Here is a 23,486-nt window from a genome sequence, read left to right as displayed (position 1 = left end):
CTATTTATCTTTTAATTTCTCAATCAGTTTCATGATCTCATCGGCCTCTTTCAGGTTAATTTTCTCTTTGTTCACAAAAAAGGAAAGTATCCTGTTTACCGAGTTATCAAAGTAGCCGCTTAATAATTTATCGGCTGCAAAGTTTTTATATTGCTCTTTGCTCACTATAGGGTAATACTCGTGGCTTTTGCCAAAAGCTGTGTGGTCTACAAAGCCCTTGGTCTCTAATATCCTGATGATGGTTGATACCGTGTTATAGGCAGGTTTCGGCTCGGGTAAAACATCTAAAACATCTTTTACGAAGCCTTTTTCCAGCTGCCACAGCACTTGCATAATTTGCTCTTCGGCGCGGGTTAGATCTTTAATTTCCATTTAATAAGATGATTATTGTTATGTGAATACTAAGGTATACGATATAAACCAAATTAACAACTAAATGTTTAGTTTATTTTTTATTAAACTTTTATTTGTCTATTTGGTTCTCCAACACAACCTATTATAAATGGATATTACATTTCACGGAGCCGCCCGAAACGTAACCGGCAGCAAACACTTATTACGCTTACAGGATGGCACCGGCATATTATTAGATTGTGGCATGTTCCAGGGCCTTGGCGAACAAACCGAAGATATGAATGAGCACTTTGGCTTTAACCCAAAAAAGGTTGACCACCTCATACTCTCGCACGCGCATATTGACCATTGCGGCCTGATACCCCGCCTGGTTAAAGAAGGTTTTGAGGGGCCTATTTATTGTACTGCCGCTACTATGGATCTTGCACGGATCCTTTTAATGGATTCAGCCAAGATTCAGATGCAGGATGTAGAATATAGCAACAAGCAGCGCGAAAAAAAGAACGAGCCGCTGTTAGAAGCTTTATATACCGAAGAGGACGCCATAGCCGCATTAAGCCAGTTTAAGATTGTTGATTACCACGAGGAGTACCATATTAACCCAAACCTTAAATTTAAATTTACGGATGCAGGGCACGTACTGGGCAGCGCGGCGGTTCATATTGCCGCAACCGAAAATGGCAAAAAAACATACATAACCTTTAGCGGCGATGTTGGCCGTTACGGCGACCTGTTGTTAAAAAGCCCCCAAACCTTCCCGCAGGCCGATTATATATTGCTTGAATCTACTTACGGCGATTCGCTGCATAAGGATATAGGCCCAATTGAAGATGCTTTATTAAAAGTTATTAAACAAACTTGCGAGGTGAAAAAAGGCAAGGTTATTATACCCGCCTTCAGTGTTGGCCGTACCCAGGAATTACTATACGCCCTAAACGCGTTAGAGCTAAAAGGCCAATTACCAGATGAACCTTATTACGTAGATAGCCCACTATCTGAAAAAGCAACACAAGTTTTAAAGAACCACCCAGAGGTGTATAATAAAGATGTAAAGGAAGTGATGAAGGTTGATGCCGACCCATTTGGGTTTAAGGGACTTCGCTTTATACAAACAACAGAAGAATCCATCGCGCTGAATGATGATGTAAGGCCGTGCGTTATCATTTCCTCATCGGGCATGGCCGAGGCGGGGCGCGTTAAGCACCATATAAAAAACAATATCGGCAACCAAAAAAACACCATATTAATGGTTGGCTACGCCGAACCAAACTCCTTAGGAGGTAAACTTGCCCGGGGCGAGAGAGAGGTTCATATTTTTGGCGAGCAATACCAGGTAAACGCCGAGGTACAATCCATCAAAAGCATGAGCGCTCATGGCGACTATGAAGACCTGCTGCATTTCCTATCCTGCCAGGACCCCGCTTTAGTTAAAAAGATCTTCCTGGTACACGGCGAGTACGATGTGCAACAACACTTTGCCGAAAAACTAAAAGAGAAAGGTTTTGATGATATTCAGATACCTTACCAGCACGAAAAGTTAGTGTTAGATTAAAATTTAGGCCCGTGATACTTAAATCACGGGCCTAAATTTAATGCTTGTTAACCGCTTCAGCAGCACGGCAAATATCGCCCACTTTTGCTATCTCCTTGTTTTTGCCAAGGCTGGTTGCCATTTGCTCTAAGGCGAAATCTGATATTTGCCAGCCTAAAGGCAGCACAGGCCATAACTTTTTCCCCACGCCGCCAATTGGCTGTGCTGTAGGTCGTATCTCCAAATAACCATAACCTTTGCGTTTTGCAAGCGCATAATTTTGCACTTCCCTCGCTTCGGCTCCTCCATTGTACCGATTCGCTCGTGTTTATTTCCCATGATAAAAAGCATGCAGGCAAAAATGCTGCGATTTAAAGCACCAAACAAAAATTCAAATGTAATATGAACCTGAGCATAACAATTATTGCATTAATGCCAAAAATGAACATTTGAGGTAAGCATGGCATGTAGAATATTAATTGTATGACTTTATCATGTAAACAATCAAATCAGCAAATTTAATTCGTAAATAAAAACTTATAGTTATTAAAAATTTTAAAAAGTATTGTTTTTATATTAAATTTATTCACTAAATATGTAAAAGATTTATAAACCTGTATGCCTATTATTAAAAACTTTTACCTTCATAGCAATTTAATAAAGCATCATATTATTCACGGGCCGCTATCAATTAGCGAGTTAAGTGAGTTAATTAAACGCAGTATCCCATCAGTTACTAAAACCGTTAACGAATTAGTTGAAAAAGGGATATTGAAGGAAGACGGGGTACGTTCATCAAACGGTGGTCGCAGGCCTGCTACGTTTTCGTTAGTTAATAATATGGTTTATATACTGTCTGTAGCCGTAAACCAGCGTACCACACGCCTTGCAATAGTAGATATTAGCAACCATAATATCATTGAAGAGTTGGAGTTTAACCTCGACCTATACAACCACGAATATGACGCTCAAAGACTGGCCGATGGAGTTAAAACATTTTTAGAAAAAACAACCGTTCCTGCCGATAATATATTAGCCGCGGAAGTAACTATGCCCGGATTTGTAGATGCAAAATTGGGTACAAACAATTCATTTTTGAAACCGCCATACGGCACTCTTGCGGAGTTTTTAACAGATGAGGTAGGCTTACAGGTTTTTATTGATAACGACTCTACAGCCATTGCACTTGCCGAACAGATGTTTGGCGATACCAGCGCAGCTAAAAATTCAATGATAATTAACCTGGGTTGGGGCGTGGGCTTAGGCATGATCATGAACGGACAAATTTTTAGAGGCCATAGCGGGTATGCCGGCGAGTTTAGCCATATGGCTTTATTCCGTAACGGGAAATTGTGCCGCTGTGGTAAATATGGCTGTTTAGAAACGGAGGCATCCTTATTGGCCATAGAAGAAAAAGCGCGCGAGGGTGTAAAGGCCGGTAACAATACCAGCCTTTCAACCTATAAAAATATTGACTTTGACGACATCATAAAAGAATCGTTACGGGGGGATGCATTTTGTATTAAGATAATTTCTGAGGCCGCTTATAGTGTAGGGCAGGGATTAGCAATATTAATACACCTGATGAACCCCGAAAGTATTATACTAAGCGGTAAAGGAAGCGTGCTTGATAAATTATGGCTGGCGCCAATACAACAGGCATTAAATGAACATTGTATACCACAGCTTACAACTGATGTAAACCTGCTGGTTTCAAAGTTAGGGGCAAACGCCCAGTTTTATGGCGGCCTGGTATTGTTAGCCGAAAATTTACAATATATAAACCCAAGGCCCGTAGCTGAGAAGCGACCGGTTGCGGCAGGTAAAGAAATATACAATTAAGGAAACCCTTAATGTTTAAAGAATTTGATTTAGATTGATTATGAGTGGGCTGGTTAATTTTTTCCGGCTCACTTTTTTCCTCTACATCTATTACAGTTAAAATTAAATTTAGAAGTGAAGAGATCATGATACCCCATTTCATTCATATCTGTATTTTAATTTTTGCTTCGCCATTAATGGCGTGGTATGATGCTGCGCGTTATAGTATAGCTTTATTTCCCAATCAGCAAACAGTGCCTGTAGGTAATTTCATGATCAACAACCTTAGGCTTTCAAAAGATTTTAAGAGAATTATTAATACAACCAATGTTCTTAAACCGCTAAAGAACTACCGGGCGCATTGCGCCCTATTGAAATATAGTGGATTATATATTTAACCTAACTTAAAAAGTGCCTATGGGATAAAAAAATTACAAAAAATGGGCTGCTACCGGATGGTAACAATCCTGACATTAAAAAATTATGCTTACTCATGCATTAAAAAAAACGCTATTAATCACTTAACAAATCAAACTATGAACCATTTAACACATCCATCGGGTGTAAAAAACAAATACTGGCTGCAAAAGCCCGTATTAGTTATGAAACTGGTATGTTTTTTTACGGTAGCTTTTAGCCTCCAATCGGTGGCAAAGGTTAATACATCTAAAAACTTAACCCTTGATATAAAATCAAAAGTAATTTCTGATAAAAACAAATTAACTAACGCTGCCGTAATTACCGGTAAAGTTGTTGACGAAACCGGTATCGGCCTGCCTGGTGTAACGGTTAAAATTAAAGGCACCAATACAGCAACAGTAACCGATGCTTCGGGTAACTTCACTATTAACGCGCCGGATAATGCTGTATTGGTAATTTCATTTTTAGGCTACCAAACACAAGAAGTAAGTGTTGCAGGTAAAACAACCATTAGTGTTAGGTTGGTTACTGCAAGCACCGGCTTAAACGAGGTGGTAGTAACCGCGTTAGGTATAACCAAAGAGCAAAAGAAACTGGGATACGCGGTATCTACCGTTAAAGGCGAAGATTTAAACAAAGCCAAAGAAACCAACGTTGCCCTATCATTACAAGGCCGTGTTGCCGGTTTAAGCGTTGGTGCGTCAAACGCTGGTCCGGGTTCATCTGCACGTGTATTACTGCGTGGATTAACGAGCTTTACAGGCAGCAACAGCCCATTATACGTTATAAACGGTGTACCAATGGATAACACACAAAGAGGTGCATCCGGCGAGTGGGGCGGTGCCGATTATGGTGACGGTATCTCTAACTTAAACCCTGATGATATTGAAACAATGACTGTTCTTAAAGGCCAGTCTGCATCTGCGCTGTATGGTTCACGTGCTTCAAACGGTGTAATTTTAATAACTACCAAATCAGGTAAAAAGAACTCTGGTTTTGGTGTTGAGTTTAACACCAACATTCAGTTTGACCAGCCTGTTGATAATACAGATTTTCAACAGGTTTACGGCCAGGGTATACTTAATGCAGCGGGTGTAGCTGCAAAGCCAACTTCGCTTAACGAAGCCCGTAACTCTGGTAGCCTTGCATGGGGTACTAAAATGGATGGCAGCATGGTGCCTCAAATAGATGGTAAAGACCACCCTTACTCTCCGGTAAGCAATTATATTGATTTTTACCGTACAGCACCTTCATTTACCAACACTGTTGCACTTACAAATGGCGGTAAAGATGGCGCATTCAGGTTATCATTATCAGATCTACGCGCCAACTCAATGGTGCGTAACAGCTACCTTGATAGAAAAACGTTTAACTTTAACGGCTCACAAAACATCACCTCAAAACTTTCTGTCAACGTTGTTGCCAACTATGTGTTGGAGAATTCTAAAAACAGGTCTGGTTTAAGTGATGGTCCGGGTAACCCAAACAACGTACAGTTTTTGGCTCCAAACCAGGATCAGGCTACATTGGCTCCCGGAACAACTACCGGCGGTAGAGAGTTAACATTTACTGATGACAGTTATGTAACCAACCCTTATTTTGCCGCCAACTATTTCCAAAAAAATGTAAACAGGAACCGTTTAATATCATCTATATCTACCAAGTACGATTTTACTAAATGGTTGTTTGCACAGGCACGCGTTGGTTACGATCAAAGCAACGATAAAAGGGTTGATATTGAGCCAACAGGCACCGGTTATCGCGGCGATAATGGCACAATGAACCAAAGGAACGAGCAGATAACAGAGTTTAACGCCGACGTATTGGTAAACGCCAAACATAACATTGTTAAAGATTTCTTAGACCTTGACTTGAGCATTGGTGGTAACATACGTAAATCTGACTACACCGGTACTTTCATCAATGGCCAGGGTGGTTTTACACTTCCTTACTTTTACAGCTTAAAAAACTTCAAATCACGCGATTCGGGTCCGATCAACGAGCTTAGCAAAAAGCAGGTAAACTCAGCCTACTATTCAGCAGACTTTTCTATTAAAGACTTCCTGGTATTAAGCACCACCGGCCGTTACGATTACTATAGCACTATAGGTAAAGATGTTGGCCCGGGTATATTCTCGCCGTCGGTTTCTGGTAGCTTTATCTTCTCTGAGCTTTACCACATGAATGGCGTTGATCTGGGTAAACTTCGTTTGTCATTCGCGCAAACCAGTAATGATGCATCAGCCTTTGCTAACCGCGTTTATTACGACCTGAATAACTCTATAAATGGTGTACCAACAGCAGGTTTCAGCAGCCAACTGCCAAACTTGTTTTTAAAACCATTTACCTTAAAAGAGATCGAAGCAGGTTTAGAAATGAAGTTCTGGGGCGACAGGTTAGGTTTCGACCTTACTTTGTTTTCGCGCAAAACCAAAAACGAGATCGTTAACGGCAACTTAGACTGGTCAACCGGTTACAGCAACCGTTACATCGGTACAGGTTCTACACAAAACCGCGGTATTGAGTTAGAGTTACATGGTACACCGGTTAAAGGCTCGGGCTTTAGCTGGACTCCATCATTTAACTTCACTTACGTTAAAAACAAGATCCTTCAAACCGATGGTATCACCAACGATAAAATAGATTTTGGCAGGTTCCGTCCGTCAGCAAGCTCTGGCTTTGCAATCACTTCGATAGTTGCCGGTTTACCGGGCCCTCAAATTTTAGCTACCGACTACAAACGTGACGCCTCAGGTAACATTGTTTACGATGCCCAGGGCCGCCCTCAGCGTGGTAACCTGATCCCTATGGGTTCAACCATCCCTAAAATTTATGGTGGTCTTAACAATACATTCAACTACAAGCAGTTTAACTTAGGTTTCCTTGTTGATTACCGCTTTGGTAATAAAGTATTATCTGCAACTGAATATAGCAGCATATACAGAGGTTTAAATAAACTTACACTTGAAGGCCGCGAAACCGGTGTTGTTGGTGTAGGTGTTACCGAAGCCGGCACACCAAATACAGTAAGCACACCGGCACAAACCTATTACCAGGCTTTGGCTAATAATGTTGGTGTAGTAGATGTGTTAGATGGCAGCTTTATTAAATTACGCCAGGTTACTTTAGGTTATACATTCAACGCGGCTTTCTTAAGGGGCACCCCTTTCAGCAGCATAGGTGTATCGGCAGTTGCACGTAACCTTTGGACTATAATGAAACATACCAAAAATATCGATCCGGAGTCAGGTTTCTCAAACGATATTAAGTATGCGGGTATTGAAGGTGCAAGCTTACCTTTCGCCAGAACTTATGGTTTAAACGTAAACTTCAAATTTAAAAACTAAACAGATGAAAAAACGATATATCCTTAGCTGCCTCTTAGCGGCCGCTATGTCCATAACCAGTTGTACAAAAAACTTTGAAGAAATAAACACAAACCCCGATAAAACAACGGGAGAGTTTATTGACCCATATTTGTTCATACCACAGGCACAGATCACATTCTCTCAAACCGGGTACGATCAGTTGCTTTTCCAGGCAGGCTGGATGCAGTCTTTAGCATCAACCTTCAATTACTATAACAATGGCGATAAGTACGTGCTTGCAAGCGCCGGTACAGGTTATTATACCTATACATGGAACCGCGCCTACCAGGCTTATACGCTTATGTATGAAATGGGCCAGCTTGTTAAAGATAAACCTGCCAATACAAATCTTGATGCCGCAGGAAAGATCATGAGGGTTATGATCATTCAACGCCTTACCGACCTTTACGGCGATGTTCCTTATACAGAGGCAGGACAGGCAAAAACCGGAAACTTTACTCCGAAGTTTGACAAACAGCAGGATATTTATACCGACATGTTGAAACAGCTTGACGCAGCTACAGCGGCGCTTGACCCGGCAAAAGATAAATTAACTGCCGACCTGTTTTACAAAGGCGACATATCTCAATGGAAAAAGCTTGGCTATTCGCTTATGCTTAAAGTAGGTATGCGTTTAACTAAGGTAGCTCCCGATCTTGCAAAGCAATATGCAGAAAAAGCTTATGCCGGCGGCACTATGAGCAGTGTAGCCGACGATGCCAAAGTATATGCTGACAGAAACAATGCTGCCAGCAGCAACTCTGATGTGATACGTACACCTGATGATTTCCGCGAGTTACGCTGGGGTAAAACGTTAATAGATTATATGAAATCTACTAACGACCCACGTATATCTGCCATTGCAGAAATTGCCGCGGGTAACGGCCTTGCAGCAAACCAAAACCAAACTGCAGGCAATAATGCTGCAAATGTACAAATGGGCTTGCCAAATGGTTATACCATAAGCTCTGTTGTAAACGCGCCGGGCTACCCGGGTGCAACCCCTGCAGACCCTGCAGTAAAAGATGATTCACCGGCTCCTTTAGGTAAATATTCGCGCCCACGTTTCGATGTATATGCAGACAAGGGCAGCGCAAACTATATTTACACTTATGGTGAGTCTGAACTGTTGCTGGCCGAAGCATCTACAAGAGGTTGGAATACAGGCGTTGCAGCTACACACTGGAACAACGCTTTAGCAGCTGACATGAGGTCGTTAATTAACTATAATACAACCCCTATAGCAGTGGTTAGCGATGCCGACATTAATACCTTTGTAAGTACTCATCCGCTAAACCCGGCTACGGCGTTAGCACAAATTAACACTGAGTACTGGGTGGCTACTTCAACCCTGTTTAATTTTAATGAAACATTCTCTAACTGGAGAAGGTCTGGGTTCCCGGTATTAACGCCGGTTACTTTCCCTGGTCAGTACATTACAGGGCAGCTACCACGCAGAATGCCTTACCCTACTACGCTTATTTCACAAAACGGCGCCAATTATAATGCTGCCGTTCAAAGCCAGGGGGCTGATAATTTTGCTACACGCGTGTGGTGGGATAAATAATCACCCGCATGTTAATATAAAAAGGGAGACTAACGTCTCCCTTTTTATATTTTTAGTAACTTGTTTCCATATAAGCACCCTAACTTATATATCTATTGATATGTTTCTTTTTAAATTCATCCGTAACGTAACGGCATTAATAGCCGCAACTTTAGGTACTGCAAGTACATTATGTGCCCAGCAACCTTTATTTAAGCTATTACCACCAAACCAAACAGGTGTAAAATTTAGTAACGACATCATAGAAGAAGAATCGCTAAATGTACTTTCATACGAGTACTTTTACAATGGAGGAGGCGTAGCGGTTGGCGATATAAATAACGATGGCCTGCCCGACCTGTTCTTCACAGGCAACATAAAACCCAATAAGCTTTACCTAAACCTGGGTGGCTTAAAATTTAAGGACATCACCAAAGAAGCCTGCCCCGGTATGGAAGGCCGTAAAGGCGGTTGGAAAACCGGCGTAACAATGGCCGATATAAACGGCGACGGCTTGCTCGATATTTATGTATGCTATTCGGGTAAAACAGATAACGATACCCGCAGCAATCAGTTATTTATTAACTACGGAAAGAATAAATTCAAAGAAGAAGCTAAAACTTACGGCTTAGCCGAACCCGGTTATAGCACCCAGGCCGCGTTTTTTGATTACGATAATGATGGCGACCTGGATATGTTTTTACTGAACCATAACATCAAAAAAATTGATAATATGGAAATTGCAAGCTATAAGAACCTAACCGACGAACTTGCAAGCAACAAACTATACCAAAACAATAACGGGCATTTTACCGATGTTTCTAAAACTGCGGGCATAATACAAAACCCGCTTACTTTTGGGTTAGGTATTGCCATTGCCGATATTAATAAAGATGGCTGGCAGGATATATACGTAACCAACGATTATAACGAACCCGACTACATCTATATCAATAACCACAACGGCACTTTTACAGATAAGGCCAGGGAAATGGTAAGGCATATGTCGCATTTTTCGATGGGTGTGGATATTGCCGATTTTAATAACGATGGCAACGCGGATATCCTGACACTGGATATGATGCCAGCCGACAATCACCGCCAAAAATCACTACAACTCGAAGAAAATTACGAGACCTTCGCTTTAATGCAAAGCCAGGGCCTTTACAAACAATATATGCGTAATATGCTGCAGCTAAATAATGGCGACGGCACGTTCAGTGAAATTGCCCAGCTTGCAGGAATATCAAATACCGACTGGAGCTGGACGCCATTAATAGCCGATTTTGATAACGATGGATACAAGGATATTTTTATATCAAACGGTTACCTGCGCGATTACACTAATAAAGACTTTTTACGCTACTGGGGCGACTATAAAATAAAAAAGGCCATGGCCCGCGAACCTTTCCAACTAATGGACCTGGTTACAGCAATGCCATCAACCGCCGTGCCCGATTACATTTTTAAAAACAATCAAAACCTTACGTTTACCAACAAACAAGTGGAATGGGGCTTAAACCAGGGTGATGTATCCAGCGGCGCTGTATACGCCGACCTTGATAATGATGGTGACCTTGACCTGGTTATAAATGCCATAAATCAACCCGCCATCATATATCAAAATACAGCCACCGAAAACAATCATATAGCATATCTGGCAGTTAAATTAACCGGCTATCCTAAAAACACCAATGCTGTGGGTTCAAAAGTATATGTTTACGCGCAAGGCAATCAGCAATATCAGGAAGTACAACCCAACCGGGGCTATTTGTCATGTGTTTCTACAACGCTTAACTTTGGCCTTGGCAACAACACAAATATCGACTCGGTTAAAATAGTTTGGCCTGATCTGACGGTTCAGCTTTTAACCAACATAGCCCCAAAACAGTTATTAACTGTAAATTATAAAGCCGGCAATAAAATTTCTCCTGCAAAGGCAAATAACAAAACAGTTTTTACAGCAGCTGAACCGGTTATAAACTTTAAACCCGAAGAAATTACAATCAACGACTTTAAGCGGCAATTGCTGATGCTTTTCATGTACTCGAAAGTTTCACCTGTTATATGCAAGGCAGATGTTAATGGCGACGGACTGGAAGACCTGTTTATAAGCGGCGACCGCGGCATGGCGGGCAAATTATATATACAGCAAGCCGGGGGTAAATATATAATAAGTGAGATTGGTAAAGGGCAAAGTACGGGCACCACGTCTGCCGCTTTGTTTTTTGACGCCAACGGAGATGGTAAGCCCGACCTTTATATTGCCAAAGGTGGATATGACCTTTACACTTCCAATACCCCCGAATTACAGGATGAATTGTATATAAACAATGGCAAAGGAGATTACAATATTTCTACCGATGCGTTACCTATACTGAATGCGAGCAGCAAAAGTGTTGTTACAGCATGTGATTTTGATGGGGATGGAGATTTAGACCTTTTTGTAGGTGGGCGCATAATACCCGGCAAATACCCTGTTTCACCTCAAAGTTTTCTTCTGGTAAATGATGGAAAAGGCAAATTCGCTTCACAAAGCGTGCAGTTTGATAAAACAGGAATGGTTACTGATGCGCAATGGATAGATCTAAATGGCGACAAACGCCCCGATCTGGTATTATGCGGAGAAATGATGCCAATAACAATATTGACAAACACGGCATCGGGCTTTAAAAACGAAACTGCCCAATATTTTGCTACTCCGCAAAGTGGCTTTTGGTTTAAGCTTGCTTTTGCAGACGTTAACGCCGATGGTAAGCCTGACCTCATAGCCGGTAATTTAGGAATGAACACGCAGATACGGGCTTCTGAAAAAGAACCTGCCGAACTTTACTACGCCGATTTTGACGGGAACGGTTCAATAGACCCTTTCCTTAATTTTTATATCGATGGCAAAAGCTATCCGTTTGTAAGCAGGGATGAACTTAATGAGCAGATTTACCCTATGCGCCGCAGGTTTAATTCGTACAAAATGTATGCAGATGCCACCATTAACGAAGTTTTTACTGCGGATGAATTAAGCAAAGCTGATAAGCTAACAGTTAACGAAATTAATACACGTGTTTACATCAATACAGGCAACGGTTTCAAAGCTATACCATTACCTGCACAAGCACAGTTTGCACCTGCAACGCAAATAAAAACCGGAGATTTTGACGATGATGGTAATATAGATATTTTACTATTTGGCAACCGCTCTGATAATCGCCTTAAAATAGGGAGTATAGATGCAAACTACGGCTGCTTGCTAAAGGGTGACGGTAAAGGCGGCTTTAACTATGTTGAACAGGGAATTTCAGGGTTGTCTGTAAAGGGTGACGTAAAATCGGTAGTTGAAACCAAGATAAACGGACTACCTTACCTGCTACTTGGTTTAGCCGATGGCCCATTGCAATTTTATAAAGAGAAATGAAATTATTAAGCACTTATATGCTTTGCTGCCTTATGGCATCAGCTTGCCTGGCACAAAGTAAAAAAAATAACTACCCAGATTATTTGCAACCAGATCACGCCATTAATGCGGTAACAATGGTTATGGTACATGACGTTACCTCCCCGCCTGTTGCGGCACGTTATTACGCATATTGTATGTTGCCTGCTTATAACATTATATCAAAAAATAATGCGGCTATACCTACAGTGCAAAAGTTTGTAAAGGCCTTTAAACCATCGGGCAGTATTGATACCTTAAAGGGAAAATATGATACACGTATCGCCGCCTATTACAGCATATTAGAAACTGCAAAGCTATTATTGCCATCGGGGTTTATGCTTAAAGATGACCAGGACGCTTTTTTACAACTTTTACGAAAATTAAAAATAAATAATGCCATTATAGATGCATCTGTAAAAGCAGCAAAGCTGGCAACGGCAGATGTTATTGCTTTCTCTAAAACCGACCACTATGGCGAACTTAGCGCGCTTAAACGCTACACACCGCTAAAAGACGAGGGCAAGTGGTACCCAACGCCGCCCGGCTACTTTGAAGCGGTAGAGCCAAACTGGAAAACCATCCGCACATTGGTGATAGATTCCGCAGGGCAGTACAAACCATCGCCACTTACACCATTTTCAAAAGATTCGACATCCGCATTTTATAAAGGGGTAATGGCCGTTTATGAGGCCTCTAAAACACTTACAACAGATGAACTTAACCAGGCGCTTTTTTGGGATTGTAACCCCTTTGCCATTACCTCGTCGGGCCATATGGCCATAGGTTATAAAAAAATAAGCCCCGGCGGGCATTGGATGCACATAGCCGGGTTAGCCGCCCGCAAGGCAGGTTTAAACTTTGATGAGTCTGTATTAATTGCAACCATTGAGGGCTTTACATTAATGGATGCCTTTATAAGCTGCTGGGAAGAAAAATATGCCAGCAACCGGATACGGCCCGAAACCTACATAAACCGTTATATAGACCAAAAGTGGCAACCCGTTTTACAAACGCCACCGTTCCCCGAATATACCAGCGGGCACGCGGTTATATCATACGCATCGGCAGAGATATTGACTTATTTACTTGGCGATAACTTTGCCTATACAGATAATACCGAAGTACCATTTGGCAGCGGTGAGCGCGATTTTAAATCTTTTTTAAGCGCCGCGGCCGAAGCGTCAATGTCGCGTTTTTATGGGGGCATCCATTATAAAGAAAGTGTAGAGAATGGTAACGTACAGGGCCGGAAGATTGGCAGGGGCATTATAGAAAAAATTATGAAAGCCGGCATTAAGCCGGTTAAGCCTTGATCCCTCCTGTATTTCTTGCCGAAAAAAATATAAACGAATCACTTATTTAAGTTGCGGTTTAGCGGCAACCGCTTGCCATACACTCAATTTACAGAACAGTTGTTTTTTATCTCAATGTTCGGAATCCGGAGTAAGAAGTGCTAAAAACAAAAAACCCCGTAAATTATAAATTTACAGGGTTTGGGAATTAAAGTATCCCTTTGGTGGGAGTTACTGGGTTCGAACCAGTGACCCTCTGCTTGTAAGGCAGATGCTCTGAACCAGCTGAGCTAAACTCCCTTTGGCTTAAAGGGATTGGTTTATAGGTAATTGTGAAAAAAATTTACTTACTCGCTGCCGTCCTGTCGATGTGTTGTTATGAAATTTGCAAGCATTTGCAAGCGAGAGCACGCCGCCGAGCCATAAAATCAACTTTTTATGGTTTTCCCACATTTAGTTTTAGACGACCGCAGAGCCAAAGCAAATGGTACTTATCCTGTAATTATCCGGGTAACCCACAATCGTAGAACCGCTGCATTTCCCGTAGGTGTATCAATTAAGAAAGAACATTGGGACGAGCACAACTCCACACTACTCAAATCTCACCCTAACTTTAAAAGCCTTCATTCTGCTATTACCAACGCTTACCACAAGGTGCAGAAGTCTACTGAGGGGTTATTGGACAATCAACAGTTTACTTTGAAGGCCTTAAAGGAGAAAATAAGGGTGCAGCCGGTAATTGAAGTTGAAGCAACCAAACCACTTACCTTTAACGAATACTCGAACCGGTTAATAAATGACCTGTACCAAAATAATAAGGTTGGAAATGCTATTGTTTATCAGACTTCGGTTAACCGCCTTATATCGTTTGCAAACTTTGCCGAACTTATGTTTGAGCAAATAAATTACCGCTTTCTTGAAAACTTTAAAAGTAAGTTGGTTAGTGACGGCGTAAAGCCGAATACTATAAGCAACTACTTTAGGACTATTCGGGCGATTTTTAATAAGGCCATTAAAGAGAAGTTGGTAAGCAAAGATGCGTACTACTTTACCGATATTGCCTTTAAGCCCGAACGAACTGCCAAACGTGCAATCACAAAGGAAGAAATAATAAAGTTTGCAACCTACGATGCTGTACTCAATAAGCCTGAGTGGGATGCAAAAAACTATTTTATGCTAAGCTTTAGCCTTATAGGTATATCGTTTACCGACCTCGCATATTTAAAGCCCTCAAATATTAAGTCTGGTCGCTTACAGTATAAACGGCGCAAAACCGGTAAGCGTTACGATATTAGATTGACTACCGAAGCTTTGGCAATCTTCAAAAACTATTGTAATGAGAGCGGAACATATCTTTTACCCATCATGCCTAACGCTATTAAAGAAGACGGTGTAGAGGCAAAAAACATCATTCTGCAATGGATTAAGACCACTAATAAATACTTAAAAAGAATATCTGGTAACCTCGAAATTGGTGAAGTTACGACTTATGTTGCCCGGCACACTTGGGCTACGTTGGCTAAACGGATGGGGTACTCAAACGAGTTGATTGCCGAAGCAATGGGGCACCAATACGGTAACCGAACAACTGCAATTTACTTGGATGACTTTGAAAAGGATATAGTAGATGGCCTTAACTTGAATTTGCAGAAATCGGTCTACTCATAAATTCCGAAGATTATAATAAATACAGCACTAACATTGATTTAGTGCTGTATCATTTAAATTACTACGCTCTCTTGTGGTAGATTATTTACCTCCTTTACCACCACAATCGCAGGGGTATCAATATACACTTCTCGATAAATGGATAATCCTTGACCCGGATAAAGCTTGTCGAATGCATATTGAACGAGTGAATTTTCGATTGAATTTTTTTGTTGAATAGTTGTTGCTACTGCAACTACACCACTTAAAATTGCTCCGGTTTCTATACCACTTTGATTGTAAATCCGTTGAATCTTTATATTCATTTTTATATATTAAGTTGTTATAAATGTAGTAAAAAAGCATTTCGGTTAGCAACAGGATAATGCATAGGTATAAGATAAGAAAAATTGACAGATTTTCACACTATATTTGACTTTTAAACCTATTTACTTTTTGAAACTATGGGATTACTGCAAATAACAATTCAGCTTGACGACTCGCAAGCATTTATGTCTAACGATACTTTTTATTTGAGTTATAAATCGGATAAAAGAGGAGCCGTAAAAGCTTTTTCTGATTTGATTAATTCCAGAGAGTATGCGAACTTTTATGCAACTTTAGAAAAGAATAAAGAAAAATACACATTAGAGCTTCGTTCAGATTCTGACGAAGTAATAATAATTGATGATTTGGCAATTCAACATATATCTGAATTTGAATCTGCCGGTTCGCCAGCGTATTTAGGTTTTTGGATATATGAACATCTAAATGAGGACAAAACCAAAACTATTGGTGAATTCAAATTAAAAATTTCAACGCCAATTTTATCAATCAATATTTTTGAAAGCAGTGATGCTGGGTTTAGAGAAGAAGGACAAGAATAAAGGTAACCAGTATATTTTACCTATTACCTTTATGACTATATCCTCATAACATTGGCCTCTGTATATTGAAGTAAGCAGGTGCATAGCTGCCATGTGGCATTTCTTTACAAGGCCAGCCTCCCATCTGATTTTTAAACCAATAATTGTAACAGTCTGCCCATTTTATTGCTGCTTGAATGGCATACAAACAGCTTAAACCAGATTTATAAGACAAGTCTCCCGGAAAGAAATAACAAATTTGCCCCTTTGAATTGATATGGTTGTCTATGTGGCGAATAATATCATCGTTTCGACAATATAAATACGGTTGATTGATTTGAACTCCGTGTCGAAACTCTGCAAAATACACTATCAAAAAAACGAAAATATATGATTGACCCGGTAGAGATACTGAAAAAGCTATACTTTTTATCTTAGCTTCATGATATTTAACCTTCATTAGTGGTAAATCCCTTTCGATAAGTGCTTTCTGAACAAACCAGTCTATGCCTTCTAAATCTATCATTATCTACTCAATTATCCCATAATTACTATTATTAGGAGCAGGTGTACCATAATGAGTTACATTCGGAATACCGGTAGGAGAAATAAACGTTTCACCTGTTGAATAACCTAAAATTCTTAGCAACTCGTTATCATTATTGTTGAATTGTTTTATTTGTGCATTTTTATTAGAATCGTAATCAATATATATCTTATTGCTTTCTCTTTTAACAAATGGAAAATGGTTTGCAAGCCAAGATTGCCAATTAAACTTATGTTGCCGATATTGATTAATAATAAAATCATCAATAATTATCTTACCATCTTTCTGATAAGTGACACTTGAAGAATACTCATCTAATCTCAACCTTTCTTTCACATTATTACCGATAACAATACCGTTTGCCTCCGCATTTGACTGCATTTTCGGCACTACACTGGTGTGTAAACTAACTGTGGTAACTTCTGAGGCTTCACCAATACCAAACCTGTACCAAGTAACATCATTGTCGTCACCAAAATCAATTCCTGAGCGTGTTGATATTTTATCAAATTCATACTGCTTTAGTAATTCATTCAACTCATATTTCACAAAATAAGAGAAGAATGACGTTGCATGCAGTGCACTTTTAATTGCCTTTTCTTTCGTAATGTTTTTGCCGCCAAAGTAAACGAATAATCCATCATATTGAAGTCTCTGAACATGCCCTTCAAACAAAGAACATATAGCAATTGCCGCAGCCTGTATTGTTTGAATAATTAGGGCGATTTGATTGTTGTTATACTTATTGAAAAAAATAGTCGAGTTCTTTACATCCATAAATACTGAAACGATATAATGATTTTCTGAACTTTCAGTTACACCAATTTGATTAAAGTCTTTATGGGTTCCAGATGAAATATGAGGTTGCGGCAGATTTAATAATGCTCTTAACGGCTCTATGTGACCAAGGGGATTACCATGAGATAAACTTTCTGACAAGTTGATTTTGTTACTACCACTAAAGGTTGAAAAAGAGCGAGTTTGTAGGATATCCTTATTTCTGACTATATTATTTAAATCTTGTATGTACTTTCCGAAAATTATTTTCTTTTCCATTTGATTTACTTTTTTAAATGACTTGTTAGTAAAACTGTTAGGGGTATTAAAAGGATAAATTCACCCAAAACAAGCCACCCAGCCCATTTTAGTTTATTGTACTTGGACTTCAAACCTTCTGCTAAGCAGTACAGTTGACCACCGACATCATCTTTTAGTTCCTCAGTAGAGATGTCATTTAATCGTTTAATGAATACATCTTTCTCGTAAGCTGCTACACTACCATAAAAGAATATACTTGATGCAACTCCATTTTTTGTTCCAGTATTTAAAAATGGATTGATGGCTAAAAGAACTAAAGCAGTAGATATCAAACAGACACATAGAAATAATCCTATGAATGTGATTACTTCTTCGGTTAAGACAAATGAGGTATTCAACTTATCTATGTTAGCGATTACTGCACTAATAAAAAAGGTGTTTATTGCTAAATACAAAGTACCTTTAGTATTTACAGTTTCTAAATACTTATCGAATCGAGAAAATATAAGTTCCGACCTACTGTTAAAATTATCCATGATTTTTCAATAAAAAAGCCCTCCTTTTACAGAGGGCTTAGATTTAACCTTTGGGTGGATGTGAATCGTTACCGTAACTGTTTTTATCACGGATTTGACCATCTTTACCATGAATCAATAATTCCGAAGAATTATCAATTGCTCTTTGACGAGCATAGGACGACGCCTCGGCTTGTGTGTCAAATACTTTACTCAGTTTTGAGTTACCCTCAACTTTAACACCCCAATCTCCTTGGTGGGGTACTACATGTACATTCTTTTTCGACATGATGTTTTTTATAATAATTGTTACCGACTCCGACATTATCACGGATTAGGAGCTTATTGCCGGTACATTTTATTTGAGGTGTAATAAGTACAAACATTAGGATATCTCAATCTAATATCTATTTTTGTACAAGTTAATCACAATTAACACCCGGAATGCTACGGTAAAAAGCCGTAAAAAACATACAAATCAGCATTCCTATAAATGCTTCCGAAGTTGGTAGCTTCGTGAAGCATTTTTTTTAAAGTAACTTTAGCCTATTCATCTTCTTGATTCTTTTTCTGTTTTGGTTTTCGCATCTTCAATACGTACATGTCTTTATCATCGTATAATTGTTTTTTTATATCATAGATAATACTGTAATTTTTATAGTCTACCTCTAAGTCTTCAAAAAGGTTACCTACATTTAAATAATAGTAGTCGCCTGTTTTCGCAACTTTTGCCGCACCAGAAGCATTATCCTGCTCGATTAAGTAAATGTTTTTTAAAGTTTCGCCTGTTTCTCCTGCTACGGCTACTCTAAAGTTCTTCTTGTTACTTAACTCCATAAAAGCAATCGCCTCAGCATTAAAGCCAAGCCTTCCCGAAGCATGTACTGTTGCTTTTGGTTTTAATGGATTGGTATCTATTTCTATAAATTTTAATTCCATCGCTTCTTGCATCGCCTGATGTACAAAGATATATAAAAATCATATCGACTATAACAATTTAGTTATCCACAAAAAGTTAATAAATAAGCTCAATATTGTTAAGTTACTAACATTAGTACCATAATTACATGCAAATAATGATGCATATAAATTATATGAGATGATTATTGCTCAATAAAAATATATATAAATTTATAGTTCCGTACAAACGGATGAACGTAATCGAATTGGAACATAATGAATTCGACAATTTCTTCCTTTACCAAATGGAGTTTAATACAGAAGGAGCGTGCCAGTGTAGGTCGGTTAGTTAATTTACAAAACTGCGGACGGCTCGGTAGACGGATTGGGAAAGTTAGAGCGTAAGCGATTTTTCGGAAAAACCCTCCTTGCAGGCCATCATTAAAGGACTAAGAAAGGTTTTGACAGTATGTGAAATCAGTAAAGTAGACAAGGTGTCAACCAAAACAGTTATGATGGTAAACGCTTTTGTAGCTCTCAAATCTCTCTCGCAGGCGGTAGTGGAATAGCACTGGCTTCATTACTTAGATGAGGGTAATCGCAATACATTAACTCCCTGACTTTATAGAGATATTTATTAATAGCACGTTTAATTTTAACATAATTCCGGCCTTTAGTATTAGTGCCGGGAACCATATACACATCTCTGTTGACTTCAATCATCATTGAATGTACTCTGTTATCTTGTTGGTAATACTCTAATGGCACCATTGAACCTGAGTACGGTGTATTTATTTGCACCTTATAGCCAGCAAACTTGAAATAATTATAGGTAAACGTTATTAAACCTTCGGGTGTATGAAAACCATCAGTACCGATGCAGATAGCAGGGCGGGGTGTTTTCTTGTCTAAATCTCGGTTAAATGGTTCATTAGCGAATGAATGACAATCAATAATCAATGCCCGGCCATCCCTTTCTAACTGCTCAGCCACTGCGTTACTAAGCTTTTGATGATGTGGATAATAGTAATCGTTTAAGATACTGGCTTTTAATTCAGGCGACACATTACGTAGTTCGCTGCCGTCGTCACATTTGGTGTAGGCAACCCCCATGCCCACAGTTGACATTGATTCCCGGTTGTCATCAGCGAACCGCTCAACATCGCAAAATACCCGGTTAAAATCCGCAACACACCTAATACACCCCTCAAAGGCAAACAATTCCTCAGTGTACCAATCTGTAAGTAGTGACATTTCCTGTTTTAATCTATCATCGGTAACAACATACCCCGCTCTGTCCGGTATGTTATCGCTTGCATGGGGGATGTGTAGAATTAAATTTGATACCATCTGACAAACTGAATTTTTCTAAATTTTTTAACGGCTTAATTCTCGCTTCAACCCGCTTTTATTGTAGTAACTCTATACAAGACGACCCTGTTATTCGTGAATTTATAACAAAATCGGCTTTTGCTTGCCCTGGGCGGGCAGCTCTTTTGGACCAGTGGGTACAAAAAGGGAGGGTTTTTAAGAGTTATCACCCCCGTTAAATGGGGTTTCGGTACTGCCAATTACTAATCCAAACTACTTGGAAACCCATTGAAATTTGTTGTACAGTCCATTGTTCTTAGCCTATCCTGCTCGTCACGTATAGCAACCCTAATTTTATCAAAGGTGTGCTTCCCCATGTCTTCACCATTTTCAAACACCCCATGTAACATTACCTCAATTAGGCCAGCTTCATAATAAGGTAGGAAAGACCTACCTTGCACTACGAACATAGTACGCTGATTAATTACCTCTATCATATCACCAGCAGACGGTAGAATAGGGAATTTATAAGTTACCAATTCAGTAAAGAATTGAGTGTTATACAAAGTAATGCGGTAGTAGTTTCTTGCCATTATTTAATTGATGAAAATGCTGTGTAAAACATGTACCCGACTAAAAACAGTACAAACAACAGTGGTATAGCAATTAGGCCGAATAGCCATATTTGAGCAATCCTAACCCTTGCTGTAGGGCTGAATATCAACAGTAAACCAATGATTCCCGCTCCCCCGCCGAGCATCAATCGGGTTGATACATCAATTGTTGTACTCTTAACTGCAAATAAAAAAACTACCAGTAATATACACGCTAACAGCATCAACCCTCCAACAAGTAACAAGCTTGCCCCGGTTTCTTTAATGTCGCTTTTAATGCCGTTTTTGAAATCGTTATAGCTGTTGTTACTCATTGGTTACTGGTTGGTAATCTGATTTAGATAAAAACTTGCCAAAAACATTTAAGGTGCTTTTAACCCTATCCAATAGTTTTATATTCTCACGGAAATATCCCATACGCCCCATGTCCATCATTAACATGTTTCCTGCCGAGCGCATCTCTTCCAGTTCCAGTTGACCGACAGCATCTCTTTGAATAGTGATGTTGTTAATCAAAAACTCGTAACTCAGCACTTGTTTATTAGGCGATACAAGATTGAAAATCCGGGCTTGCCCTGACCAGTTTACAGAGTTGTATTCAGAGCCATATTCAATACCAATTACTATATCGGTGTATGGTGGCAAGGGGTTTCCGCTGTCATCAACGGATAGGGATGTATCAGTGTGTTTGCCCGGCAGATATTCTAATTTTAGGTAGCCTAACTGTTTTTTACCCCAAAAACCTTTCTTAAAGAAATGGTAAATTATGCCGTCCCGGATATACTCTTCCTCAATTATCGAATAAAGGAGTAGCAAGCCGCTAATAGTTTCAATAGTCTGTTGATACGCTTCAACAGTTGTAATAGAGGGCTGGATGCCTCCATAATCGGATATGTTTGCCATGTGATAAAATGGTAATTATCTAAATTGAAGATTGTAAACGTCGCTAAGGGAAGTAGCCTCATTGAAAGGCCGTTTAATTGGGTCGGTAACGATTTTTGTTTCCCAACTTTGGGTCTTGCTATTGTAGCGCACCCAATGGGCTTGATTCTGAAACAATCCTTCACCTGTAGTAGAGCGGGTTACTAACGGGGTGGTATCACGGTGATGCTCCCATTCTGTCCATTCGGATTTAGGTTTGTTTCTGAGTAACGTATAGACTACAATGAGCACTGCTACTGAAAGCATAATGATTACCGTCATCAATAATGGATTAGTTTAAATCTCTCTGGTTGAGGCTATAGATTTGAATTTACTACCGTATTGCAGCTTTACGATTCGTTCGGCTTCGCCGCCATTCTTGGCTTGTATGACTACCTCTATTGCACCGCTTGGGACGATGTAAAAGCGAACTAAAAATGATTTCATGGATAAAAATGAAGGTTAAACTCGAAATCTAAGGTACGAAAAAAAATCGACATACAACGCATCCGTTGTGCGATTAATTTGACGGTAACGCTACCATTATACATTGATGGAAAAAGAGATACTACTTAAAAACCTTGGCGAGCGTATACGTGAAATCCGGGAGAAAAAAGGTATCACTCAAAAACAACTTGCCCATTCAATTGATAAAGACCAGCAGTCTATACAACGTTTAGAGACAGGTAAGATTAATCCCTCTATATTTTACCTGAATGAGGTAGCCAATGGTTTAGGAATCGATTTGGAATTATTATTTAATAATCTAAAATTTTAACACTTCGGCAAACGCTTTTTTTATTTCAAAGTGTTCATCTTCGCTATCAATAATTTTTTTTAAGTCCGTGTATTTAATTATTCGGTTTGCAAATGTTGTTAACCTGTTGTATGTTGGCATATTTAAGTACAAACATCTTTTCACTTGATTACCAATGGTAATTTCAATCATTGAATACGGTATCGAAGCCTGTTCAAAACGATGAGCTATATTACATACATTACCGTTTTCAAATTCCAATCTTGTAGCAGTGTTAGGGTTTTCCTCCATTTCGAAAAAGCCTATATACACAGCATGTTTTATAAGTTTAAATACATCTAATACTGGTATATTGCTTTTCTGAATGGTAACCTTTTCGTATTCTCCCCTATATATAACATATCCGTCGCCCGAAATCGTAATTGTAAAATAGGGTAGTTTATTATATTGAAGTTTTTTTAGTAAGGTTATTTTTACATCTTCAATCTTAAAGGGATAACTAATCTTCATCTGTATTTATTTATTGTGTTTTGTCCCGTGATAAGATAAGACAAAACCTAATCTACTATTTATCACGGGTCAAAAAGTAAAAACAATCACTGTAG

23 protein-coding genes and 1 tRNA gene are annotated in these 23,486 nt (G+C 39.5%); 9 read left to right on the top strand and 15 right to left on the bottom strand.

Going from position 1 to position 23,486, the window contains the following annotated elements; genetic code table 11:
• The gene (locus tag ACFQZI_RS13290) at nucleotides 1-372 is read right to left on the bottom strand and encodes a BlaI/MecI/CopY family transcriptional regulator (protein WP_377143188.1); all 372 of its coding nucleotides are present in this window, start codon (nucleotides 370-372) and stop codon (nucleotides 1-3) included.
• Nucleotides 373-502: 130 nt separating this feature from the next.
• On the opposite strand from ACFQZI_RS13290, the gene ACFQZI_RS13285 reads away from it, so the two are divergent.
• A complete protein-coding gene (locus tag ACFQZI_RS13285; RefSeq protein ID WP_377143186.1) occupies nucleotides 503-1,906 on the top strand; it encodes an MBL fold metallo-hydrolase RNA specificity domain-containing protein in 1,404 nt (467 codons plus the stop codon).
• Between the two features lie 37 nt (nucleotides 1,907-1,943).
• Here the strand turns inward: ACFQZI_RS13285 and ACFQZI_RS13280 are convergent, their stop codons facing one another.
• The gene (locus ACFQZI_RS13280; RefSeq protein ID WP_377143184.1) at nucleotides 1,944-2,171 is read right to left on the bottom strand and encodes a hypothetical protein; all 228 of its coding nucleotides are present in this window, start codon (nucleotides 2,169-2,171) and stop codon (nucleotides 1,944-1,946) included.
• A gap of 332 nt (nucleotides 2,172-2,503) precedes the next feature.
• Between ACFQZI_RS13280 and ACFQZI_RS13275 the strand changes: the two genes are divergently transcribed.
• The 5 genes from ACFQZI_RS13275 to ACFQZI_RS13255 all read left to right on the top strand — a co-directional run bounded on the left by ACFQZI_RS13275 (nucleotide 2,504) and on the right by ACFQZI_RS13255 (nucleotide 13,786).
• Nucleotides 2,504-3,727, top strand: a complete 1,224-nt coding sequence (locus ACFQZI_RS13275) for an ROK family transcriptional regulator (RefSeq protein ID WP_377143182.1) — start codon at nucleotides 2,504-2,506, stop codon at nucleotides 3,725-3,727.
• Between the two features lie 515 nt (nucleotides 3,728-4,242).
• Complete coding sequence (locus tag ACFQZI_RS13270; protein WP_377143181.1) at nucleotides 4,243-7,473, top strand: SusC/RagA family TonB-linked outer membrane protein; 3,231 nt, start codon at nucleotides 4,243-4,245, stop codon at nucleotides 7,471-7,473.
• Nucleotides 7,474-7,477: 4 nt separating this feature from the next.
• Nucleotides 7,478-9,061, top strand: a complete 1,584-nt coding sequence (locus ACFQZI_RS13265) for a SusD/RagB family nutrient-binding outer membrane lipoprotein (protein ID WP_377143179.1) — start codon at nucleotides 7,478-7,480, stop codon at nucleotides 9,059-9,061.
• A 100-nt stretch (nucleotides 9,062-9,161) separates the two neighbouring features.
• Nucleotides 9,162-12,452, top strand: a complete 3,291-nt coding sequence (locus ACFQZI_RS13260; protein WP_377143177.1) for a VCBS repeat-containing protein — start codon at nucleotides 9,162-9,164, stop codon at nucleotides 12,450-12,452.
• Entirely contained in the window at nucleotides 12,449-13,786 is a 1,338-nt protein-coding gene (locus tag ACFQZI_RS13255; protein WP_377143175.1) for a vanadium-dependent haloperoxidase, read from the top strand. The genes ACFQZI_RS13260 and ACFQZI_RS13255 overlap by 4 nt, the downstream gene beginning before the upstream one ends.
• Nucleotides 13,787-13,987: 201 nt before the next feature.
• Here ACFQZI_RS13255 and ACFQZI_RS13250 read toward each other — a convergent pair.
• Nucleotides 13,988-14,065 (bottom strand) — tRNA-Val (locus tag ACFQZI_RS13250).
• A gap of 138 nt (nucleotides 14,066-14,203) precedes the next feature.
• Here ACFQZI_RS13250 and ACFQZI_RS13245 point away from each other — a divergent pair.
• Entirely contained in the window at nucleotides 14,204-15,433 is a 1,230-nt protein-coding gene (locus ACFQZI_RS13245) for a phage integrase SAM-like domain-containing protein (protein WP_377143173.1), read from the top strand.
• 53 nt (nucleotides 15,434-15,486) lie between these two features.
• On the opposite strand, the gene ACFQZI_RS13240 is transcribed toward ACFQZI_RS13245, so the two are convergent.
• A complete protein-coding gene (locus ACFQZI_RS13240; protein ID WP_377143171.1) occupies nucleotides 15,487-15,738 on the bottom strand; it encodes a hypothetical protein in 252 nt (83 codons plus the stop codon).
• 138 nt (nucleotides 15,739-15,876) lie between these two features.
• Here ACFQZI_RS13240 and ACFQZI_RS13235 point away from each other — a divergent pair, with 138 nt between their 5' ends.
• Nucleotides 15,877-16,299 (top strand): hypothetical protein, encoded by a 423-nt coding sequence (locus tag ACFQZI_RS13235; protein ID WP_377143169.1) that lies wholly within the window; start codon nucleotides 15,877-15,879, stop codon nucleotides 16,297-16,299.
• Nucleotides 16,300-16,342: 43 nt separating this feature from the next.
• On the opposite strand, the gene ACFQZI_RS13230 is transcribed toward ACFQZI_RS13235, so the two are convergent.
• From ACFQZI_RS13230 to ACFQZI_RS13185, 10 genes are all read right to left on the bottom strand, one after another.
• Complete coding sequence (locus tag ACFQZI_RS13230; protein ID WP_377143167.1) at nucleotides 16,343-16,804, bottom strand: hypothetical protein; 462 nt, start codon at nucleotides 16,802-16,804, stop codon at nucleotides 16,343-16,345.
• A 3-nt stretch (nucleotides 16,805-16,807) separates the two neighbouring features.
• On the bottom strand, nucleotides 16,808-17,881 hold the full coding sequence (locus tag ACFQZI_RS13225) for a hypothetical protein (protein ID WP_377143165.1): 1,074 nt from the start codon (nucleotides 17,879-17,881) through the stop codon (nucleotides 16,808-16,810).
• Nucleotides 17,882-17,886: 5 nt separating this feature from the next.
• Nucleotides 17,887-18,399: a Pycsar system effector family protein gene (locus ACFQZI_RS13220; RefSeq protein ID WP_377143162.1), complete on the bottom strand. Its 513-nt coding sequence runs from the start codon at nucleotides 18,397-18,399 to the stop codon at nucleotides 17,887-17,889.
• Nucleotides 18,400-18,442: 43 nt separating this feature from the next.
• The gene (locus ACFQZI_RS13215) at nucleotides 18,443-18,667 is read right to left on the bottom strand and encodes a DUF2188 domain-containing protein (protein WP_377143159.1); all 225 of its coding nucleotides are present in this window, start codon (nucleotides 18,665-18,667) and stop codon (nucleotides 18,443-18,445) included.
• Nucleotides 18,668-18,924: 257 nt separating this feature from the next.
• A complete protein-coding gene (locus ACFQZI_RS13210; RefSeq protein WP_377143157.1) occupies nucleotides 18,925-19,329 on the bottom strand; it encodes a hypothetical protein in 405 nt (134 codons plus the stop codon).
• 486 nt (nucleotides 19,330-19,815) lie between these two features.
• Nucleotides 19,816-20,628 carry an N-formylglutamate amidohydrolase gene (locus ACFQZI_RS13205; protein WP_377143155.1) on the bottom strand — a complete coding sequence of 271 codons (813 nt, stop codon included), beginning with the start codon at nucleotides 20,626-20,628 and terminating at the stop codon, nucleotides 19,816-19,818.
• A 224-nt stretch (nucleotides 20,629-20,852) separates the two neighbouring features.
• A complete protein-coding gene (locus tag ACFQZI_RS13200) occupies nucleotides 20,853-21,182 on the bottom strand; it encodes a hypothetical protein (protein ID WP_377143153.1) in 330 nt (109 codons plus the stop codon).
• Nucleotides 21,182-21,517, bottom strand: a complete 336-nt coding sequence (locus ACFQZI_RS13195) for a hypothetical protein (protein ID WP_377143152.1) — start codon at nucleotides 21,515-21,517, stop codon at nucleotides 21,182-21,184. Before ACFQZI_RS13195 ends, ACFQZI_RS13200 begins: the two co-directional genes overlap by 1 nt.
• Nucleotides 21,510-22,106 carry a hypothetical protein gene (locus tag ACFQZI_RS13190; protein ID WP_377143150.1) on the bottom strand — a complete coding sequence of 199 codons (597 nt, stop codon included), beginning with the start codon at nucleotides 22,104-22,106 and terminating at the stop codon, nucleotides 21,510-21,512. The genes ACFQZI_RS13195 and ACFQZI_RS13190 overlap by 8 nt, the downstream gene beginning before the upstream one ends.
• Before the next feature lie 315 nt (nucleotides 22,107-22,421).
• On the bottom strand, nucleotides 22,422-22,571 hold the full coding sequence (locus ACFQZI_RS13185; protein ID WP_377143148.1) for a hypothetical protein: 150 nt from the start codon (nucleotides 22,569-22,571) through the stop codon (nucleotides 22,422-22,424).
• A gap of 106 nt (nucleotides 22,572-22,677) precedes the next feature.
• Between ACFQZI_RS13185 and ACFQZI_RS13180 the strand changes: the two genes are divergently transcribed.
• Nucleotides 22,678-22,902, top strand: coding sequence for a helix-turn-helix domain-containing protein (locus ACFQZI_RS13180; RefSeq protein WP_377143147.1), 225 nt, complete (start codon nucleotides 22,678-22,680; stop codon nucleotides 22,900-22,902).
• Here ACFQZI_RS13180 and ACFQZI_RS13175 read toward each other — a convergent pair.
• The gene (locus tag ACFQZI_RS13175) at nucleotides 22,891-23,391 is read right to left on the bottom strand and encodes a hypothetical protein (protein WP_377143145.1); all 501 of its coding nucleotides are present in this window, start codon (nucleotides 23,389-23,391) and stop codon (nucleotides 22,891-22,893) included. The genes ACFQZI_RS13180 and ACFQZI_RS13175 overlap by 12 nt on opposite strands.
• Nucleotides 23,392-23,486: the final 95 nt, after the last annotated feature.

Source organism: Mucilaginibacter lutimaris (assembly GCF_042676625.1).
Taxonomy (GTDB): domain Bacteria; phylum Bacteroidota; class Bacteroidia; order Sphingobacteriales; family Sphingobacteriaceae; genus Mucilaginibacter; species Mucilaginibacter lutimaris.
The sequence above is the reverse complement of the archived record's forward strand: the minus strand, read 5'-3'. Positions and strand labels throughout refer to the sequence as shown.

Excerpts from the sequence above, each read along its gene's own strand:
- ACFQZI_RS13290 (WP_377143188.1), bottom strand. The coding sequence starts at position 372 with ATGGAAATTAAAGATCTAACCCGCGCCGAAGAGCAAATTATGCAAGTG.
- ACFQZI_RS13285 (WP_377143186.1), top strand. The coding sequence starts at position 503 with ATGGATATTACATTTCACGGAGCCGCCCGAAACGTAACCGGCAGCAAA.
- ACFQZI_RS13275 (WP_377143182.1), top strand. The coding sequence starts at position 2,504 with ATGCCTATTATTAAAAACTTTTACCTTCATAGCAATTTAATAAAGCAT.
- ACFQZI_RS13270 (WP_377143181.1), top strand. The coding sequence starts at position 4,243 with ATGAACCATTTAACACATCCATCGGGTGTAAAAAACAAATACTGGCTG.
- ACFQZI_RS13265 (WP_377143179.1), top strand. The coding sequence starts at position 7,478 with ATGAAAAAACGATATATCCTTAGCTGCCTCTTAGCGGCCGCTATGTCC.
- ACFQZI_RS13260 (WP_377143177.1), top strand. The coding sequence starts at position 9,162 with ATGTTTCTTTTTAAATTCATCCGTAACGTAACGGCATTAATAGCCGCA.
- ACFQZI_RS13255 (WP_377143175.1), top strand. The coding sequence starts at position 12,449 with ATGAAATTATTAAGCACTTATATGCTTTGCTGCCTTATGGCATCAGCT.
- ACFQZI_RS13245 (WP_377143173.1), top strand. The coding sequence starts at position 14,204 with ATGGTTTTCCCACATTTAGTTTTAGACGACCGCAGAGCCAAAGCAAAT.
- ACFQZI_RS13240 (WP_377143171.1), bottom strand. The coding sequence starts at position 15,738 with ATGAATATAAAGATTCAACGGATTTACAATCAAAGTGGTATAGAAACC.
- ACFQZI_RS13235 (WP_377143169.1), top strand. The coding sequence starts at position 15,877 with ATGGGATTACTGCAAATAACAATTCAGCTTGACGACTCGCAAGCATTT.
- ACFQZI_RS13230 (WP_377143167.1), bottom strand. The coding sequence starts at position 16,804 with ATGATAGATTTAGAAGGCATAGACTGGTTTGTTCAGAAAGCACTTATC.
- ACFQZI_RS13225 (WP_377143165.1), bottom strand. The coding sequence starts at position 17,881 with ATGGAAAAGAAAATAATTTTCGGAAAGTACATACAAGATTTAAATAAT.
- ACFQZI_RS13220 (WP_377143162.1), bottom strand. The coding sequence starts at position 18,399 with ATGGATAATTTTAACAGTAGGTCGGAACTTATATTTTCTCGATTCGAT.
- ACFQZI_RS13215 (WP_377143159.1), bottom strand. The coding sequence starts at position 18,667 with ATGTCGAAAAAGAATGTACATGTAGTACCCCACCAAGGAGATTGGGGT.
- ACFQZI_RS13210 (WP_377143157.1), bottom strand. The coding sequence starts at position 19,329 with ATGCAAGAAGCGATGGAATTAAAATTTATAGAAATAGATACCAATCCA.
- ACFQZI_RS13205 (WP_377143155.1), bottom strand. The coding sequence starts at position 20,628 with ATGGTATCAAATTTAATTCTACACATCCCCCATGCAAGCGATAACATA.
- ACFQZI_RS13200 (WP_377143153.1), bottom strand. The coding sequence starts at position 21,182 with ATGGCAAGAAACTACTACCGCATTACTTTGTATAACACTCAATTCTTT.
- ACFQZI_RS13195 (WP_377143152.1), bottom strand. The coding sequence starts at position 21,517 with ATGAGTAACAACAGCTATAACGATTTCAAAAACGGCATTAAAAGCGAC.
- ACFQZI_RS13190 (WP_377143150.1), bottom strand. The coding sequence starts at position 22,106 with ATGGCAAACATATCCGATTATGGAGGCATCCAGCCCTCTATTACAACT.
- ACFQZI_RS13185 (WP_377143148.1), bottom strand. The coding sequence starts at position 22,571 with ATGAAATCATTTTTAGTTCGCTTTTACATCGTCCCAAGCGGTGCAATA.
- ACFQZI_RS13180 (WP_377143147.1), top strand. The coding sequence starts at position 22,678 with ATGGAAAAAGAGATACTACTTAAAAACCTTGGCGAGCGTATACGTGAA.
- ACFQZI_RS13175 (WP_377143145.1), bottom strand. The coding sequence starts at position 23,391 with ATGAAGATTAGTTATCCCTTTAAGATTGAAGATGTAAAAATAACCTTA.